Below are 16,848 nucleotides of genomic sequence, written 5' to 3'. Positions count from 1 at the left end.
CTACCTCCCACGCCCGGAGGCGGCGTCCGATGCGTTGTCGCTTTCCGGCTCTTCTGCTGCCGTCTGCGCGTACGATGCCGAGACCCGGCGGTAGACGGGAGTCAGGAAGGCCAGCAGCGCCGCCGCGATCATAGTGATTCCGGCAATGAGGAACACCAGCGCGATGCCCCTGGAAGTTCCTTCTCCCAGGAGTGGCGCCAATTGTGCGGCGCCCTCCGTGGACCGGGCGTAGGGAATGATCCAGAACTGCGCGAGCGGTGCAATGAGGAAGGCGGTGATGGGTGCCGCCGCGGACTCAAAGGCCATGGCGAATCCGAACACCCGGCCCTGCCGTTCCAAGGGGACCACCCGCTGGATCACTGTCTGCTCCGCCGCTTCCACCACAGGCACCAAGGCCAAGTACAGCCAGATGCCGGCGATATATAACCATGCCCACTCCCTTACGGTGAACACAGCACCGAGGACACCCATCAGTGCCACCGCGATCAGCATGGTCCTCAGCGGGTTGGCCCCGAGCCCGAACTTGCCGATCAGCGCCCCGCCCACAATGATTCCGGTGGCGCCCACTGCGGTGTAAATCCCCCAGAGCTCCACGGAGAACATCTCCAGGCCGTAAGGATCCATCAACGCCATGTAGACGCCACCGATGAAGTTGTTGAACGTAGAGAACAGGATCAGCGCGAAGAGCCCGGAAATGGCAAGCACCGCAGCGAGTGAGCCGCGCAAGTCGAACCCTCCATGCGCATCAGTGGCGGCGGCCCGCACTTCCTCGGGCAGGCGCAGCGTGAGCAGGTGGGCGAATGCCAGCATAGTGAGCACCAAAGCCACCGCAATTGTCCAGCCCATGCCCAATAAACCCACGGACAATCCGGACAGCACGGAAGTAACGATGAACATGAGTCCCTGCACCATGCCCACCAGCCCGTTGGCGTTGGCGCGCCGGTCCGGCTCAATGAGGATGGTTACGGTGGTGGCCAGGGCGATGTTGCGCATGTTCTCCACCACCGCTCCCACCAGGATGATCACTGTGAAGATCCAGAACCACGGCTGGCCCAGGTCCAGCAACGCGTCCACCGGTGTCAGCAGGAACATGACCCCCGCCAGGATGAACATCACCAACGTAAAGCCGGCGGCGAAACGCATCACGGCCAGCTTGCGGTAGCGGTCCACGAAGGTCCCGAAGCTGATGCTGGAAAGGGCGATCAAGAGCATGTACGCACCACCGATGACACCCGTGGCAATGACGTTCCGGGTCTCCAAGTACACCCAGAAGGTCAGGGCGAACCATAGGTAGCTGGTGGTGATGTTGGCGAGTGCGGTATTCACCAGGATTCCCGTGAACGTGCGGGATCGCTGGGCGGGAGTGCGCACGGACAGATCGATGTCTTCGGAAGCCGCAGCCGAGGCCGGTCCCTGCTCGGTCATGCGTCCCAGTGTACTGAGAAGGCACTGGCTCGGATACGGCTCACAGCCACCCAAATCCCGATGACAAGCCACCCTGCCAACCTCCCGGTAGGATCGGCAGGGAATCCTAAAGACGCTTGGGGGAATGTTTTCAATGACGGAAGTTCGGGGGCAGCTGTCCTTCACCGACGACGTTAGCCGGGATCAGGAATTGCTGGAGTACGGCCTGGACCCGGGAGCGGATTCCACCCTCCTGCCCAACGCTTCAGTCATGAGCGCCTTGCAGAACCTGGTGCGGCTGGCCACTGAGCTTTGCGGCGCCCCCTTTGGCGTGGTCAACATCGTCAGCGCCGAATACCAGCACCAGATCGGCGCCTGGGGCGTGGAACCCGGTGTGTGCTCGCGCGAGGATTCCATGTGCGCCAAGGTGTTCCTCTCCCGCGAGCGGACCGTCGTGGCAGATGCGTCCCTGGACCCACGTTTCGCGGACAACCCCTTCGTCACAGGGGAAATCGGCAACGTCCGCTTCTACGCTTCGGTCCCGTTGCAGACGGAATCGGGTTTCGTTCCCGGAACCTTGTGCGTCTTCTCGGACAACACCAAGGAGCTGCGCCCGGAACAGGTCAGCATGCTGGAAGTACTGGCCAAGCAGGTGGTGGAGTTGCTGGAATTGCAGCACCGGACAGTTCAGCTGGACCGCACCTACGCCGAGCTCAAGGACAGCAACGCCAAGCTTGCCGGATTCGCCGGCCGGGTCAGCCACGATCTCCGCATCCCGCTGACCACCATCCTGGGCTATGTGGAGCTCGTGGAAGACGATCCCGACGTGGAGCCGAACAGTACGGCCGCCCAATACCTTGACCGGATCGGCTCCAGCGGCCGCCGGATGCTCGGAATGCTGGAAGATGTCCTGAGCTACTCCCGCGTGGGTGGCGGCATCCAGCCGGCACCCTTGTCCCTGCGTGATGTGGCCGAAGAAGTGGCCCGGGACCTCGGCATTGAGGACCACGACATCGTGGAGGTGCAGGACCTGACGGTCCACGCGGATCGCGGGCAACTCCGTACCCTGCTGCAGAATCTCGTGTCCAACGCCATGAACTATCGCAGCCCGGAACGCTCCCTCCGCGTCCGTGTCAGCGGCATTTCCAACTATCACGGTTCAACCGTCTACGTCGCGGACAACGGCAAGGGCATCAACCCCGAAGACCGCGCCAAGTGCCTGGAACCCTTGGTGCGCCTGCGGCGGGAAGGCGACGGTCCGGGTTCCGGACTCGGTCTGGCAACCTGCAGCAGCATCGCCAAAGCTCACGGCGGCGAGCTCACCCTCAAGGAAACGTCCGGCGGCGGAACAACGGTCGCGGTCAGCTTCCCGGCAGGTCTGTAGGCCCCGCGAGCTGACATTTAATGACAGTAATTGCCAGCAACATTGCCATTAAATGCCAACACGCGGCACGGACGACGACGGCACGCTGCGGGGTGTCGCCAACCGGCTGAGTGCTGTGGCTGCCATGATTCGAGGCATGACCCTTTCGCATTTTTGTTGGGGGGACACGTGAAGCCGTCCAAGTCTTCGCGCCTGCCGCTCGCGGCTTCGCTGACGCTTGTGGCGGGTTTCGCTGTGGCGTCTTGCGTTCCGGAACCGGTGGAACCGGTGACGCCCCGGCCGCCGGTCAACGCCATCCTTGCCACGGCTCCACCGAAGATTGCCTTGGGATCCCGCTCGCTGGTGGACATGACAACACGCACGGAAGGGTCATCCCCCACGGCAGCGACGTGGCAATACATCAGCGGAGCAGAGGCTTTCAACAACAAGCTCGATGCCCGTTTGATCAGCATTTTCGATGCAAGGGCGGGAGGGCACCATGAGCCCGCGGCGCTGCCGGCTACCCCTTCCGTGCTGCTGAGCAACGGGGTATCGATCACCCACGAAATTGTCCTGGCCGCCGGAAACGTGGTTGGCTCCAGGTTCGTCCAGACAACAATGGCCGGGGGCGTCCTGACCGGGCTCACGGATGAGATCACGTACGAGGACCTCAGCACCGGTGTTGTCTCGGCCAGCGCCTCATTGATCAACCCTGCCGAGATCGACTCCCTGCGGGAATTGCTCCGGGAGGTACCGGTCCCCGGCACCCCGGATCCCAGCACCGTTGCCGGACCAATCCCGGACGCCGAGCTGCTCTCCGCCGTCGCACTGACCCCCGCAGGGGATCTCAGCATCACTTTCCGCCACGTTCCAGGCACGGGCGCCGCGCTGGCTGATCCCGCCACGGTTGTACTCAGCCCGGAAGCAACCCATGAAATCATCTCGCCTTCGGGTCAGGCGCTTCGGCAGGCAGTCATGGCCAAGGCTGCGTTCGCCCCTCCGGCACCCGCCCCCGGAGGAGCAGAACACGTCAACTGCGACCTCGTAGCCTGTGCCGCACTGACTTACGACGACGGGCCGAACGCCCAAACTTCCCGGCTGCTGGGGATCCTGGAAAAGCACAGGGTGTTTGCCACGTTTTTCCAGCAGGGCGGATACGTCAAAGCGAACCCGGCCGTTGCCCGGTCTGTCGCTGCAGCCGGGCACCCCATCGCCAACCACACCATGACCCACCCCTACCTGACCAAGCTTTCGCCTGCCGGGATAGGCCAGGAGGTCCAGGGAACCCAGGCTGCCATCGAAAAGGCAACAGGGATTGTGCCTGCCTATCTGCGGCCGCCGTACGGTGCGAGCAACAAGACTGTTGCCGCGTCCGTGGGGCTGCCCCTGATCACGTGGGATGTTGATTCCCTGGATTGGCAGTCCCGGAACAAGTCGGTATTCATTCCCCGGATCATGGGCCTGGTCAAGCCCGGCTCCATCATCCTTCAACACGATGTCCATGCCACCACAGTGGATGGCCAGGATGAGCTCATCACCCAGCTCAAGGGCAAGGGCTTCTACCTGGTGACGCTCCCGCAGTTGTTCGCCGGGATTGACCTGAAAGCAGGTGGATCCTACAAGTGCCGTGGCACGGCACCAGGGTGTGTTCCGGGCCGCTGAGCACCACCAATTTCACCGCTGGGAACCGAACGAAACTGAGATGATCGCGGCCAAGCCGAGGGCAACGATGACGGCGTTTCCGGCCATCGAGAGCAAGCGCTGAGCTTTGACTGTGACATGTCCCCGGAAAAACGAACCAGTAAATACAAGTCCCAGCTGCCAGGTCAGCGATGCAAACGCAACTCCCGCGATGAACGTCACCGGCCCAGCAGGCGACGAGAGGACACTCCCGAGCCCCAGCGTCAGTGCTGCGAAGTACACAAGTGTGGCGGGGTTGACCGCGGTAAGCCCCGCGAAGAGCCCAAACCGGCGCCACTTCGACGGCGCGGAGGCTCCTTCCCCGGCGGAGACCGAGGTGCTGGTTCGATACATGCCATGGAAACCCAAGGCGATAAGGACGAAACCTCCTGTGATGGCTGGGACGTTACCCCATGAGGTGATGGTCGGAGCCACCAATCCACCAGCCATTACGGCCAGGGCGCAGTAGCTCGCATCGATCAACGCGACGGCGGCAGCGGCCGGGGCTGCCTCCTTGAATCCGTTCGTCAGCCCTTCGCGCACCAACAGCACGCCGATCGCTCCAAGGGGTGCCGCCAAGCCGATGCCCGCAAGCATTCCGCCGCCCAGTGCTGTAATGAAGTCCATGTACGCATGGTGCAGCCGCGAGCGGGACGCAACAACAATTATCGCGGCCGGACGGCTAGGATCGCAGCATGGACCCCATTGACGAAAGAATTGTCGGTATTCTCCAGAGCGAAGCGCGGATCACGTTCAGCGACCTTGGCCGGCGGATTGGGTTGAGTACCAACGCTGCTTCAGCCCGGGTCCGACGCCTCGAGACGAGTGGCGTCATTGTGGGCTACCGGGCAATACTGTCCAGCGAAGCGCCTGATCCCGGAGCGGGACTGGAAGCATTCATCGACGTTCGTCTCACCCCGGACACGGATTCCACTGCCTTCCTGAAATGGGCCGGAACCGAATACGCCGTAAGGGACGCGGTGCACGTGACCGGCCCGTACGACTACATCCTTCGCGTCGTTGTGCCCAGCACCAAGGCGCTCGATCTGCTCCTACGCCGGCTCAAGGCCGATGCCGGCGCAGCCCAAACCCAGACCCGGCTGGCCCTCCGGTAATCCGAAACTGCACTGACCCACGACGGCGACGTCCCGCCGTCGTGCGTTTGTCACCGAGGCTTGGACTACTTGCCACCGCCGTGCCCCTTGGCCTTGTCGGCCTTATCTGGCTTCTTGCCGCTGTTTCCACCGCTCTTGGTCTCTGCGATGGCATTGCCCGGGACCAAAGCAGGGGCCTGGACCACAACAGGGGCCGGCGCGGGCACTGGCGTCTCCACGGGCGCCTGCACGGGCTCCGGAAGGTTGACGGCTTCTGCCGGCGGGACTTCCGCCACGGCCTCGGCCGGCAGTGTTCGAACGGGAGCAGCCGGAGCAACGGGCGTGCTCGGCTGCGGCTCGGCTTGGGACACTCCGGTGTCGGCGGGCTGGACCGGCTCCGCGGTGGTGCCGGACAGGGTGAGGCCCTGAGCCAGAATCACCAGTGCCAGCGGAACAGTCACGGCCGCTGCTGCGACGCCACGGACGGTCTTGGGACGTCGTTTGCTGAGGGTCCGAAGACCCGCGACGGCGGCCTGCCGCCGGGTGGCTGTACGGAGCGGTGACCGGGAAGGCACGGGAGGCAGCAAGGCGGTCCTTCGTCCCGACTGGATCCGCTCTTCGGCCAGCATTTGTTCGACGTCCTGGGCTTGTGGACGCTTCCCAGGATCCATGTGGGTCATCGCCTCAAGGAGCCGCCGCAACGGTGCGGGCAGCTCATGCGGAATTTCCGGCCCGCGATGCAGGCGCGCGGAAGCCGTCTCGATGGGTGTTCCCGGGTACTCTGCCTTCCCGGTCAGGCATTCGAGGAGCACGAGCCCCAGAGAATAGATGTCACTGGCCGGAGTCAGGTGCAGTCCCTGCGCCTGCTCCGGGCTGAGGTACTGGGCAGTGCCCACAGTGAACCCCGTGGCAGTGAGTCGGTTCTCACTCATGACCAGTGCGACGCCAAAGTCCGCCAGCTTCACGGATTCGGCCAGCTCCGAGTCGTCGGATACCAGGATGTTGGCCGGTTTGATGTCGCGGTGGATGACGCCGTGTTCGTGAACTTGTGACAGGGCCCCGGCGATCCGGATCCCAATGCGGGCTGTTTCGGGAATGGTGAGTGGCCCGTCGGACAGCACGGCGCGCAGGTCCCGGCCCTCGGCTAGTTCCATGACCAGGTACGCGCGCTCTTCGTCGTTCCGGGTGTCGACTCCCGCGTCAAACGCCGCGACGAGTCCCGGGTGGTCAAACGCGGCGAGGAGTCGCATTTCAGTTTGTTGGCGTTCCCTGAAGGAGTCATCACCCGAGCCGGGGAGGAAGATCTTGATGGCTACCTTGCGGCCGAGCAGCAGGTCCGTCGCCCTGTACACAGTGGACATGGCTCCCCTGCCCAAGACCGGACCCAGTTGGTAGCGGTCATCAAGCGTGCTGCTGATGGAGTGGGGGCCGTGGAAGTCCACGGCCTCTTCATTGTTGCCCACGAATTGTCACGTCCTTCGGGCCCGTCTGGATGCTTCGGACCCAACCGATGTCCGCCGTTACCAAGCAATGCCGTCGATCAAACTTTCGCGTCGGCCGTCTGCTTCAGCCAACTGCGGCCTGGGCAACCCCCAGCCCAAACAACATCATCCGGTGTCACCAGATCAGTTATCAGGATACTTACTATTTCGCTGCAACAGAAACGCGTGGCCAGCCGGCGGGGCTCAGGCCATGCGCTGGTGGTCCACAGCCGCCCGCAGCCTCCCGTCGGGAACTCCGAGCGACCATTCGGAAATGTCCGTGACAAAACGCGTGAAGGGCTCATAGTCGAACGAGCCCATGTTGTTGACGTAGGAGCCCACACCGTCGATCGCCACCCAGATCCGGATGCAGGCCGCGAAAGGGTCATCCACTACGAAGTCCCCTGACGCCACGCCGTCCTCGATCAAGGCAGTGAGTCGGGTCCGGTCCAGGTATTCCTGTGCCAGCAGAGCCTCGGCCAAAGCCGGCGTGAACCGGCAGAGGTGGCGGGCATTGAGCCAGAGCCGCGTGAGTTCGAAGGCGCCCCTCCCCTCGATGCGGGAGATCAGGTGAGCCATGCGCGCCAGGGGGGTGCCGTCGTCGGGAAACAGTTCTTCGCGTTCCTCCGATACGGCGCGGACGAAGGCTGCGATGACCAAGTCTTCGGCCGCGGGGTAGTAGTGGCTGATCAAGCCTGGCCGCACTCCCAAGCGGTCGGCGACAGCGCGGAGCGTGATCCGCTCAAGCCCTTCGCTCAGGGCAATGGAAGCGGCCTCGGACAGGATCTCGGCACGGCGCTCGTCAGGTAATTTTCGAACGCGTTGGGATGTGGGGCTTGACACCATGCCGTTCAGTCTATTGGATTAGTGACCAATAGCACGTTGGTCGCATGACCAATAGTGCCCATGATCCGGTTCCCCAGCGTCGTGCGCCCGGATCTTGCCCGAGAGGAACAGCGTTGTCCCAGCCCCCTTTGACTGATGCAGTCAGCTATCCAGAACCCCTGGCCCACCCCGAAACCCGCGGAATCGAGCTCATCGAAGACTCCGAACGGCACGGACGCGCCCGCGACCTCTTTCCGGTCTGGGCAGCCCCCAACGTCAGCGTCCTGAACTTCACGGTTGGCGCCTCCCTGATCCTGCTTGGCATGGAACTCTGGCAGGCCATCCTGGTCATCATCGCCGGAAGCCTTCCCTGGATCCTCACCGGCATCGTCGCCACCAGCGGACCGGCAGCAGGAACGTCAGGCTCGGTCATCACCCGCGCCATCTACGGAATCCGCGGCAACAGGGTTGTTGTCGCCTTCTTTGGATGGTTCATCTCAGCCGTCTTCCTGGCCCTCAACTGGCTGGCGTCATCCTTCATGGGCGCCGAACTCCTGGCACAGCTTGGATTCACCGATCCCGTCCTTGGCCCCGTCCTCGTCACGATCGTGGTCGCCGCAATCACCGTCCTGGTGGCAGTCTTCGGCCACAGCCTGATCCTGCGCAGCTACCCCATGGTGGCCTCGGTGCTGTTGGCCGTCTTCCTGCTGGTGACCGCCTTCATCCTTCCCCACGTGCAGTGGGGCTACACTGCTCCGGCGCCCCTGGAGGGTGCACCGCTGTGGTCTGCCATGACCATCGGATTCGCCATCCTCGCCTCCACTCCCCTGTCCTACACCAACAGCCCGGACCTGGCCCGCTACCTCCCGCAGTCCACCAAGCCGTCCCACATCATCGCCGCCACAGCCTTCGGCGGCGCCTTGCCCTGCATCTTCTTCACCGTTGTGGGCGCGCTCCTGGCCACCGGCATTGACGCCGCGGCCATGGATCTTGGCATCGAATCAGCCCTCCTCGCCCTGCTCCCGGCCTGGTTGGGCCCCATCTTCGTGGTGGGCGTCATCATCAACACGATTTCCCTGAACGGCATGACCACTTACACGGCCAGCATGGCGTTCCAGTCGGTCGGCGTCCCCATCCGCCGCATCCCGTCAGCTGTAGTAGTCGGTGCTATCGGCACCGCGCTCACCATCTACCTTGTGATGTCCACCAGCCTGCTGGACGCCGTCAACCTGATGCTGCAAATGCTGGTCCTCATCTCCGGCCCCACCATGGCGATCTTCGCAACGGACGTCATCCTCCGACGAAACCGCTACAGGGGAGAGGACCTCTTCAACGAACGGCCCGGCAGCCCCTTCTGGTACAACGGCGGCTGGCACATTCCCGGCCTGCTCGCAGTGGTCCTGGGTGCCGCCGTCGCGTCGCTCTTCCTCAGCAACGAGGCCTGGACCGGCCCCATCGCCGCGGCCATGGGCTCACTGGACCTCTCCGTGCCGGTATCCATGGCGGTCACCTCCGGCGTGTACATCGCCATGACCCGCATCCCCGCAAGCCAACGCCCCACCAAATCCCCCGCAATCGAAGGAGCCCGCGCATGACCTCCCCCGCCACAGGCGCCCACCCCGCCCGCTACCCCGGCGCTCCCGCCGGGGAGCCCTGCCTGGACACCTGGCAGGAAGGGCCGCACAACAGGTGGTCCTTCGCCCACCTCGCCGAATTGATCCCGACGGCGGCAGTCACCCGCCGCTACCCGGCCGCACCGGCTGTGGCTACTGATCGCCTGGGCGCCCTGGAGGTCCAGGACCTGGTGGAGCGCCTCGAGGAGAGCTACACCGACGCCTTCCTGGTCCTGCACCGCAACCAGGTCATTGCCGAGTACTACCGTCCCGGCTTCGCACCCGATGACCTTCACCTGGTCATGAGTGTCTCCAAATCGATGTGCGGTTTGGTCATCGGAGCCCTCACCGATTCCGGGGAAGTGGATCCAGCTGCCCGCGTGGTCCACTACATACCCGAACTCGCCGGATCGGTGTATGACGGCCCCACCGTCCAGCACGTGCTCGACATGGCCATCCACATCGACTACAGCGAGGACTACGTCGATCCGTCGTCCGAGGTGCAGACCCATGACCGCTCCTCCGGCTGGCGCACCCGCCACGACGGCGACCCCCAGGACACCTACGAGTTCCTGGCCGCGCTCACCGGCAACGGCACTGTGGGCCAGTTCCAATACTGTTCGGCCAACACGGACGTCCTCGCCTGGGTCATCGAACGCGTCACCGGGCTGCGCTACTCCGAGGCCCTCTCGAAATACCTGTGGTCCAAACTCGACGCCGACCAGGACGCCACCATCACCTTGGACTCCGCCGGTTTCGGTTTCGCGAACGGCGGGGTCTCCTGCACCGCCCGCGACCTCGCCCGGGTAGGCCGGTTAGTGCTCGACGGCGGCAAAGGTCCAGGCGGCAGGGTGGTGTCCGAGGGGTGGGTCCGCAGCATCCTCGCGGGCGGTGACCAGAAGGCCATGATGGATTCCTCGTTCACCGCCCTCCACCCGAGCGGCTCCTACACCAGGCAGTGGTGGTGCACGGGAAACGAGCGCGGCAATGTGACGGGCATAGGAATCTACGGGCAGTACCTGTGGCTGGATCCGTCCACCGATACCGTGATCGTGAAGCTGTCCACGTGGCCGAAACCGGAAAGCGATGAACTGCACGCACTCCAGAACCAATTATTCCTCGATGTCAGCCGCACCCTGGACGACGCCCCGGACGACACCTTGGACGACGCAAACACCATCGAAACAGCAAGCAAGGAAAACGCCGCGTGACCACCCAGCTCTACACCAATGCCCGCATCTTCACCTCGGACACCCGCCGCTGGGCCGAGGCCATGCTTGTCCAGGATGATCGCCTTCTTTACGTGGGCGACGCCGGCACAGCCTCGCGCCTGCGCCCGGATGCAGAGGTCACGGACCTGGAGGGCCGTTTGGTAGTCCCCGGATTCGTCGACGGCCACGCCCATGTGGTGGGCACCGGCGAAGCCCTGGGACAAGTCAGCCTGTGGGGCGCCAAGTCCGTGGAAGAAATTCAGCAGCGGATCAAGGAACGGTACACCGAGCGCCCGGACGCTGACCGGATCCTGGCCACCGGCTGGCTGCACGGAGCCATCCCCGGCGGGGTGCCGGAGGCCTCCATGCTGGACGCTGTGGTGCCCGGCATGCCCGTTTATGCCTTCGCCTACGACTTCCACTCCGTCTGGGTGAATACGGCCGCCTTGGCTGAACTCGGGATCACGGACAACACCCCGAACCCGCACGGCGGGACCATCAAACGCGACGCAGACGGGCAGGCCACCGGGTACATCGACGAGAATGCGTTCTACGACATGGTCCTCCCCTTCCTCGACTCGCATGTGAGCGGCAGCGAGCACGCTGCGAGCATCGCCGCAGTCCAGCAGGCCTACCGGGAGACCGGCGTGACCACCGCCTGCGACATGGGCTTCAACGAGACCGACCTTGAAGCCTTCAAACGGGCCGACAAGGACGGCACCCTGACCAGCAGGCTCATCGCCTATTGGCGCGTCAACAACACTGGCTCTGCAGAGGAGAACATCGCCCAGGTCCAGCGGGCGGCCGCGCTCGCCGTCGAGCATGAAACGCCGTTCCTGCGGGTGGTGGGCATCAAGGTGATCATTGACGGCACCATCGATGGCTGCACGGCCGTGCTGGGGACGCCGTACGCAGACGGATCGAATGCCGAACCGATCTGGAGCCTTGACGAGCTCGCACCGGTGGTGGCCGCCGCCGATGCCGCCGGCCTCAAGGTGGCAATGCACGCCATCGGGGACGAGTCGGTGCGGATCGCCATAGGCGCAGTGGAACACGCCGTAGCCAAGAACGGGCCCCGCGAACGTCGTCACCGGATCGAGCACCTTGAGTTGGTGGACAGGGCCGACGTCGATCGCCTCGCCGCGCTTGGTATCACCGCGAGCATGCAGCCGGTCCACGCCGACCCCGCCATCAGCGAGAACTGGCGCGCCAAGCTGGACGACGACCGGGTGGAGCGGGGCTTCCCTTGGCCGTGGATCCGGGAGGCCGGCGCCTGCCTGGCCTTTGGCACCGACTCCCCCACGTCGCCGCACGCGCCGTTGCCCAACATGTATGTGGCCACCACGCGCGCCTCTGCCTTGGACGCGTCCGCTGGAACCAACGTGCCGGACTTCGCACTGCCCCTCGCTGATTCGATCGAACACGCCACCCGCGATTCAGCCTGGACCTGCGGCGCTGAGCATGAGATCGGGCGGCTGGCCGCGGGCCTCTACGCCGATTTCGTTGTGTTGGACACCGACGTGCTGGCCACTGATAACCCGGGAGTGCTCCTGGAAACCAAGGTCCTGCGAACGGTGGTGGGAGGCCGCACGGTCTACGAAAAGGACTGAGCAGCCCGGCCGATCCGTCACGCCCGCTGCTCCGAATCACTGCCAGAGGTTAGGAGCAGCGGGTGTCAACGGAAGTACAGCAGCGAACAGCACCCTCAGGTGTGACGGCGCTAAGGCGCATTACCGTTCCAACGGAACTTGGTCCTTGCACCGTACGGGTCCGGGACGGCATGGGAGCGGAGTCCGGAAAGGCGCATGTCTACCTTCACGGAGCCGCTGGATCGTGGACCACATTCCTGCCATTGATAGCGGACGGGCCAGGGAACGACCGGCTGCTGCTCGACCTGCCGGGCTGGGGCGACTCCACGCAAGGTGCCCGGCTGCGGAACGCGAGTGTCGAGGCCATGGCGAGCGCCGTCGTCGAGGTTTTGACCGCCCTGGGTTACCGCGAGTGGAACATGGTAGGTCACTCCATGGGCGGGTTCATCGCTTTGCACGTGGCGGCCGCCTGGCCCAAGCAGACCGTCAGTGTCACCACGATTTCGGCGACTACCTTTGGCGTTTCCGCCGCGATCCGGCAGCCATGGCGGCTCCGGCTCCCCTACTTTGCGGGCATGCTGCTGCTCATGCGTTCCACGGCAGTTTTCGGACACGCCGGAATGACGCTGATCCGCCGGGTGGGGACCACGCCGCTGATGTGCCTGCTGCTGTCACCCCTGTTCGCGGACCCGGCAGCCATACCGGCGAGCGTGATCCACAGGCTCGCGCAGGACGCCCGGCCCGCCAGCTTCCGTGCGGCTGCCCGAGCCGCAGCGCTTTACGACGTCAACCAGTTTCAAAACATCAGCTGCCCGGTGCTGGCCATCCGCGGGGACCACGACGTCTTCACGCCCGTGTCCGACCTTGAGCGGCTGGCCACTCTCGGCGCACATGTTCGCACCGTGACCATCCCGCGGTGCGGCCACTTCGCCGCCGTCGAACAGCCGGATGCCGTCCGGGGGCTCGTGGACGAACCGCGGCAACGATAAACGCCCGACGGCGGGCCACCGGCGTCGAACGCTTCCTCACGTGACGTAGGGAACTGCGGAGCTGTGGACGCTCAAGGCAGAATGGAAGGCATGACCCTCACAACTTTCGCCCTCGTCCGCCATGGCCAGACCGACTGGAACGCGGAGCGCCGGTTGCAAGGGGCCACAGATATCCCCTTGAACGACGTCGGCCGCGGCCAGGCTCGCGACGCGGTCGCCTTCCTGTCCGACCACCAGTGGGACGCAGTGGTGTCCTCGCCGCTGGGCCGTGCCGCCGAGACCGCGGAGATCATCGCGGACGGGTTGGGCCTCACGGTTTCCCGGCTGGTTCCCGAGCTCACCGAACGCAGCTTCGGGCCCGCCGAGGGGCTTCAGGCCGGTCCCGAGTTGGAAGCGCTGCGTATCCCGGGCGGTTTCCGCGGTGCCGAAAGCGATGACGACGCCGCCAGCCGCGGGCTCGCAGCACTCGAGGGCCTTGCGGAGGAGTTCGCCGGGAAGCGCGTCCTGGTGGTTGCGCACGGCACATTGATTCGATTGACACTCAACCGCGCGATCGGCCGTACCTTGGACAGTGTCCAGAACGCCGTCCTCAACCTGGCCCACTTCGATGCCGCGGACGGCTGGCAGCTCGAGTACTTCAATGGCGAGCGCGTCACCGCGGACGTCGGGGCCTGACCCGGGAATCCGGCTCAGGCGGAATCATGTGTCAGGTGGAATCGTGTGTCAGGCAGAATTAGGGCCGGGCATATTGACATGGCTCATGCCAATTTCTGTATCCTCAAGTATGTCAAGAAGTTGGCCCTCACTCTCCAGTGTCTTGGAGGTCGGTTGTGGCGCCCACACTTGACGGTTACCGTCGCGGGACCGCCCCAGCCAGCGCGCCCCATCCGGTCATTGCCTTGACAGCCTTGGTAACGAGGGCCGCCGACAGATGGTTCGAGCTGCAAATTACCCAATTTCCGGACCTCGTGGTCCAGGCATCCAGCCTTGGCGAAGCACCGCAGGCCGTCCGTGAAGCGGCGGCGCGATCAACCGGCCGGCCCCCGGAGGAGTTCGACGTCCACGTTCAATGGTGAGCTGCCGTCAGCCGCGGGGATCCATGGCCACCACTGAGTAGCCTTCGTTCCAGCAGATCATCTTCCGGCCGCGTCCCTCGTCTTGGATGATCCAGAACACGCTGCAATCATCGGCGAGCACATCGATGGACCCGGTGATTGACGTGCCGTCGGCCCGGACGATGGTGACAGCATCCTTGGGGGCGAGCTGCGTCCAGTCCGAGACTTTCTGCCAGTGGTCGATTCCGAAGGAAGCGGGGTGGGGGCGTAGTTGCACGATTTTTCCTTTGACAGGCCAGCAAACCTCACCACGCACGAACGACGGCGGGGGCAGCCGCCGTCGTTCGTAGTGTGAGGGTTGCGAAGTGAAGATGCTCAGGAATTGAAGATCACAAAGAACTTCCGGATGCGTTCCTTGATGTCCCAGGTTCCCTGCCAGCCAATGGGGAAGAAGGCTGCGTTTCCGGCTTCTACGGTGACCGGATCCTTGCCGTCTTCGGTGACTACCATGCGGCCTTCGAGGACGTGGATCACTTCACCGCGCTCCAGGAATTCCCAGCGGGAGAGACCCGGCGCGGCTTCCCAGACGCCGGAAAGGATGCGCGAATCGTCGCTGGCGAAGGGGACGGCCATGCGCACGGCGATGTCGTCACCCAGCACCTCAGCGAAGGGCTGACCCAGGAGGGATTTCTCCAGGTCTGTCTCGAAGAGTTCCTTGGGCTGGAATGTTGTGGCCATAGGGATCTGCCTTTCTGCTGTTCCCGCCGGTGCAGTCCCGGCGGTTCTGTGGAGTTCCGGCGGCTCGGTGGATGAGGTCCGCGGCTTATATCCATCTTGTTGGCTTATCCGCGATGCTAAAACCCTCAATCGGGACTGTTTTGCACTATCCGTTTGGGCGGGTAGCCCGGCGTCGTCGTTTGGCTTCCCCGACCATTGCGTCCAGGGCCACGAACACCAACAGGCTCCAGCCCAGCAGGGGCAGGAAGAAGCCGACGGCCACCATGATGGCGATCGCCGCCAGGACACCAGCCCAGTGACCGCGCAGGAACGCACCGCGCGGCGCCGGACGGCCAACCGCCCACGCGCTGCCGCGGGTGGGGCGGCGCTTCCACCACATCACGTAGCCCCACACCACCATGGCAGCCAGGCCGAGGGCCACCCCCAAGAGCACCAACTGGTTCGGCAGGCCAAAGAGCAGCCCCATGTGGGCGGCAATTCCCCAGCGGGTGAGCTTCGCCGCAAGGTTGAAATCATCGAAATCAAGGCGGTTCGTGATGTGGCCAGTCGAGGGATCCACGGCCACGGCGTTGGCTGTCGCGGGCCACTCCCGCCCCGCCTCGGTGACCGACCATGCGGTGCCCGGTTTGGTGGACGGCTTGATGTCGACGATGGGTGCGGTGACGATGTCGGCACGGGCGGCGCCGGTCACTGTGTCGAAAAGGGACGGGTCGAAGGGAGTCACTGTTGCGGCGGCTTGCTTGGGATCGGCGGCTTGGGCGGTGCCGGCCGCCGGGGTGGTGCCGGCCGGAGCCCCGTGGCCCGAATGGTCGCCTGCCGGGGCGGCATCCTGTCCAGTCAGCGTGGTCTTCAGGCTCGGCGTGGTCCAGTCCAGAGCGGTGCGCAGCATGCCGACGTTGGCTCCGGCGTTTGCCGACCACGTCAGGCCCGTGGCGGAGAGGAACAAGAAGGCCACCAACATCACTGTGCCGGTGGTGCCGTGTAGCCAAACGGTGCGGGCCCGGCCCGCAGCAGGGCGCGGCTTGGCGGCGGCTGTGGCGGTGCTGCGCTTTCGCCGGATCCGGTCGATCCACAGCAGCAGTCCACCCAGCGAGATGACCCATAGCCACGACGCCGCGAGTTCGCTGTACACACGCCCTGCTTCGCCCATGTTCAGCGACCGGTGCAGGTTGGAAATCCACGTCCGGACAGGCAATGAGCCGCTGCTGCCGTAGGTGGGGAGATCTCCGCGGATCTGGGCCGTTCCGGGGTCAACGAATAGTGTCCGGTACGTCGATTCGCCCAGGCTCGGGTCAGCAAACAGGACCCTGGTGGTGTCTTCAGGTCCGGGAGCAGGCCGCACCGTCACTGGCACGGCACCCCCGGCCTGGTCCATCGCGGCCTTGACCTGCACCGACAATGGCAACGGATCAGCCACGGCCGGAACGCGCAGTTCCTTGGCATACATGGCCTGTTCCAGTTGAGGCGCCATGGCATACAGGCCCCCGCTGACGGCGGCGATCAGCAGGAACGGGCCGGCGAGGATGCCGGCGTAGAAATGGATCCGCAGCAGGAAGGCCCGGAACCAGCCGCGGTCCGGTGTTGCCCGGGGATCCGGCGATGCTGCGGGCGATGGGTCGAGTGAGTCGGGTGCCCCGGCCGGGGGCTTGGTCAAGAGAGTCATGGGATGGTCCTTCGGGAAGATTGTGGATCCAACCAGGTCGCAGCAAAGGCTGTTTTGGGCGCTCCAAAGGGCCTCATCTGCCACTCAGTCGGGAAGGGCGGGCACGCGCGCGGGGGCCCGACGACGGCGCGGCGCGACTTGAG

16 protein-coding genes are annotated in these 16,848 nt (G+C 64.7%); 9 read left to right on the top strand and 7 right to left on the bottom strand.

Going from position 1 to position 16,848, the window contains the following annotated elements; translation table 11 throughout:
- Positions 1-1,425 carry an MFS transporter gene (locus tag ACFRJ9_RS06920; RefSeq protein WP_377665811.1) on the bottom strand — a complete coding sequence of 475 codons (1,425 nt, stop codon included), beginning with the start codon at positions 1,423-1,425 and terminating at the stop codon, positions 1-3.
- Positions 1,426-1,558: 133 nt separating this feature from the next.
- On the opposite strand from ACFRJ9_RS06920, the gene ACFRJ9_RS06915 reads away from it, so the two are divergent.
- On the top strand, positions 1,559-2,788 hold the full coding sequence (locus ACFRJ9_RS06915) for an ATP-binding protein (RefSeq protein ID WP_377665809.1): 1,230 nt from the start codon (positions 1,559-1,561) through the stop codon (positions 2,786-2,788).
- A gap of 168 nt (positions 2,789-2,956) precedes the next feature.
- Positions 2,957-4,429: a polysaccharide deacetylase family protein gene (locus tag ACFRJ9_RS06910; RefSeq protein WP_377665807.1), complete on the top strand. Its 1,473-nt coding sequence runs from the start codon at positions 2,957-2,959 to the stop codon at positions 4,427-4,429.
- 12 nt (positions 4,430-4,441) lie between these two features.
- On the opposite strand, the gene ACFRJ9_RS06905 is transcribed toward ACFRJ9_RS06910, so the two are convergent.
- Entirely contained in the window at positions 4,442-5,074 is a 633-nt protein-coding gene (locus tag ACFRJ9_RS06905) for a LysE family transporter (RefSeq protein WP_377665805.1), read from the bottom strand.
- 68 nt (positions 5,075-5,142) lie between these two features.
- Between ACFRJ9_RS06905 and ACFRJ9_RS06900 the strand changes: the two genes are divergently transcribed.
- Positions 5,143-5,562 (top strand): Lrp/AsnC family transcriptional regulator, encoded by a 420-nt coding sequence (locus tag ACFRJ9_RS06900; RefSeq protein WP_377665803.1) that lies wholly within the window; start codon positions 5,143-5,145, stop codon positions 5,560-5,562.
- Positions 5,563-5,627: 65 nt separating this feature from the next.
- Here ACFRJ9_RS06900 and ACFRJ9_RS06895 read toward each other — a convergent pair whose 3' ends face one another.
- Together ACFRJ9_RS06895 and ACFRJ9_RS06890 are read right to left on the bottom strand one after the other, a co-directional pair.
- Positions 5,628-7,004, bottom strand: a complete 1,377-nt coding sequence (locus ACFRJ9_RS06895) for a protein kinase (protein WP_377665801.1) — start codon at positions 7,002-7,004, stop codon at positions 5,628-5,630.
- Between the two features lie 222 nt (positions 7,005-7,226).
- Positions 7,227-7,868, bottom strand: a complete 642-nt coding sequence (locus ACFRJ9_RS06890; protein WP_377665799.1) for a TetR/AcrR family transcriptional regulator — start codon at positions 7,866-7,868, stop codon at positions 7,227-7,229.
- Positions 7,869-7,981: 113 nt separating this feature from the next.
- On the opposite strand from ACFRJ9_RS06890, the gene ACFRJ9_RS06885 reads away from it, so the two are divergent.
- From ACFRJ9_RS06885 to ACFRJ9_RS06860, 6 genes are all read left to right on the top strand, one after another.
- Positions 7,982-9,442, top strand: coding sequence for a purine-cytosine permease family protein (locus tag ACFRJ9_RS06885; protein WP_377665794.1), 1,461 nt, complete (start codon positions 7,982-7,984; stop codon positions 9,440-9,442).
- Positions 9,439-10,671, top strand: a complete 1,233-nt coding sequence (locus ACFRJ9_RS06880) for a serine hydrolase domain-containing protein (RefSeq protein WP_377665792.1) — start codon at positions 9,439-9,441, stop codon at positions 10,669-10,671. Before ACFRJ9_RS06885 ends, ACFRJ9_RS06880 begins: the two co-directional genes overlap by 4 nt.
- Positions 10,668-12,281 carry an amidohydrolase gene (locus ACFRJ9_RS06875; protein ID WP_377665790.1) on the top strand — a complete coding sequence of 538 codons (1,614 nt, stop codon included), beginning with the start codon at positions 10,668-10,670 and terminating at the stop codon, positions 12,279-12,281. The genes ACFRJ9_RS06880 and ACFRJ9_RS06875 overlap by 4 nt, the downstream gene beginning before the upstream one ends.
- Before the next feature lie 62 nt (positions 12,282-12,343).
- Positions 12,344-13,249, top strand: a complete 906-nt coding sequence (locus ACFRJ9_RS06870) for an alpha/beta fold hydrolase (protein ID WP_377665788.1) — start codon at positions 12,344-12,346, stop codon at positions 13,247-13,249.
- Positions 13,250-13,330: 81 nt separating this feature from the next.
- Positions 13,331-13,924: a histidine phosphatase family protein gene (locus ACFRJ9_RS06865; RefSeq protein ID WP_377665786.1), complete on the top strand. Its 594-nt coding sequence runs from the start codon at positions 13,331-13,333 to the stop codon at positions 13,922-13,924.
- A gap of 155 nt (positions 13,925-14,079) precedes the next feature.
- Positions 14,080-14,325 (top strand): hypothetical protein, encoded by a 246-nt coding sequence (locus ACFRJ9_RS06860; RefSeq protein ID WP_377665785.1) that lies wholly within the window; start codon positions 14,080-14,082, stop codon positions 14,323-14,325.
- A 7-nt stretch (positions 14,326-14,332) separates the two neighbouring features.
- On the opposite strand, the gene ACFRJ9_RS06855 is transcribed toward ACFRJ9_RS06860, so the two are convergent.
- From ACFRJ9_RS06855 to ACFRJ9_RS06845, 3 genes are all read right to left on the bottom strand, one after another.
- Positions 14,333-14,581 (bottom strand): hypothetical protein, encoded by a 249-nt coding sequence (locus tag ACFRJ9_RS06855; protein ID WP_377665783.1) that lies wholly within the window; start codon positions 14,579-14,581, stop codon positions 14,333-14,335.
- A 98-nt stretch (positions 14,582-14,679) separates the two neighbouring features.
- A complete protein-coding gene (locus tag ACFRJ9_RS06850) occupies positions 14,680-15,042 on the bottom strand; it encodes a cupin domain-containing protein (protein WP_377665781.1) in 363 nt (120 codons plus the stop codon).
- Between the two features lie 145 nt (positions 15,043-15,187).
- The gene (locus tag ACFRJ9_RS06845; RefSeq protein WP_377665779.1) at positions 15,188-16,705 is read right to left on the bottom strand and encodes a PepSY-associated TM helix domain-containing protein; all 1,518 of its coding nucleotides are present in this window, start codon (positions 16,703-16,705) and stop codon (positions 15,188-15,190) included.
- Between the last annotated feature and the right edge of the window lie 143 nt (positions 16,706-16,848).

It is taken from the genome of Paenarthrobacter sp. NPDC056912, assembly GCF_042786555.1.
GTDB lineage: Bacteria > Actinomycetota > Actinomycetes > Actinomycetales > Micrococcaceae > Arthrobacter.
Note: the sequence above shows the minus strand (reverse complement) of the source record. Positions and strands in the feature narration are given on the sequence as shown.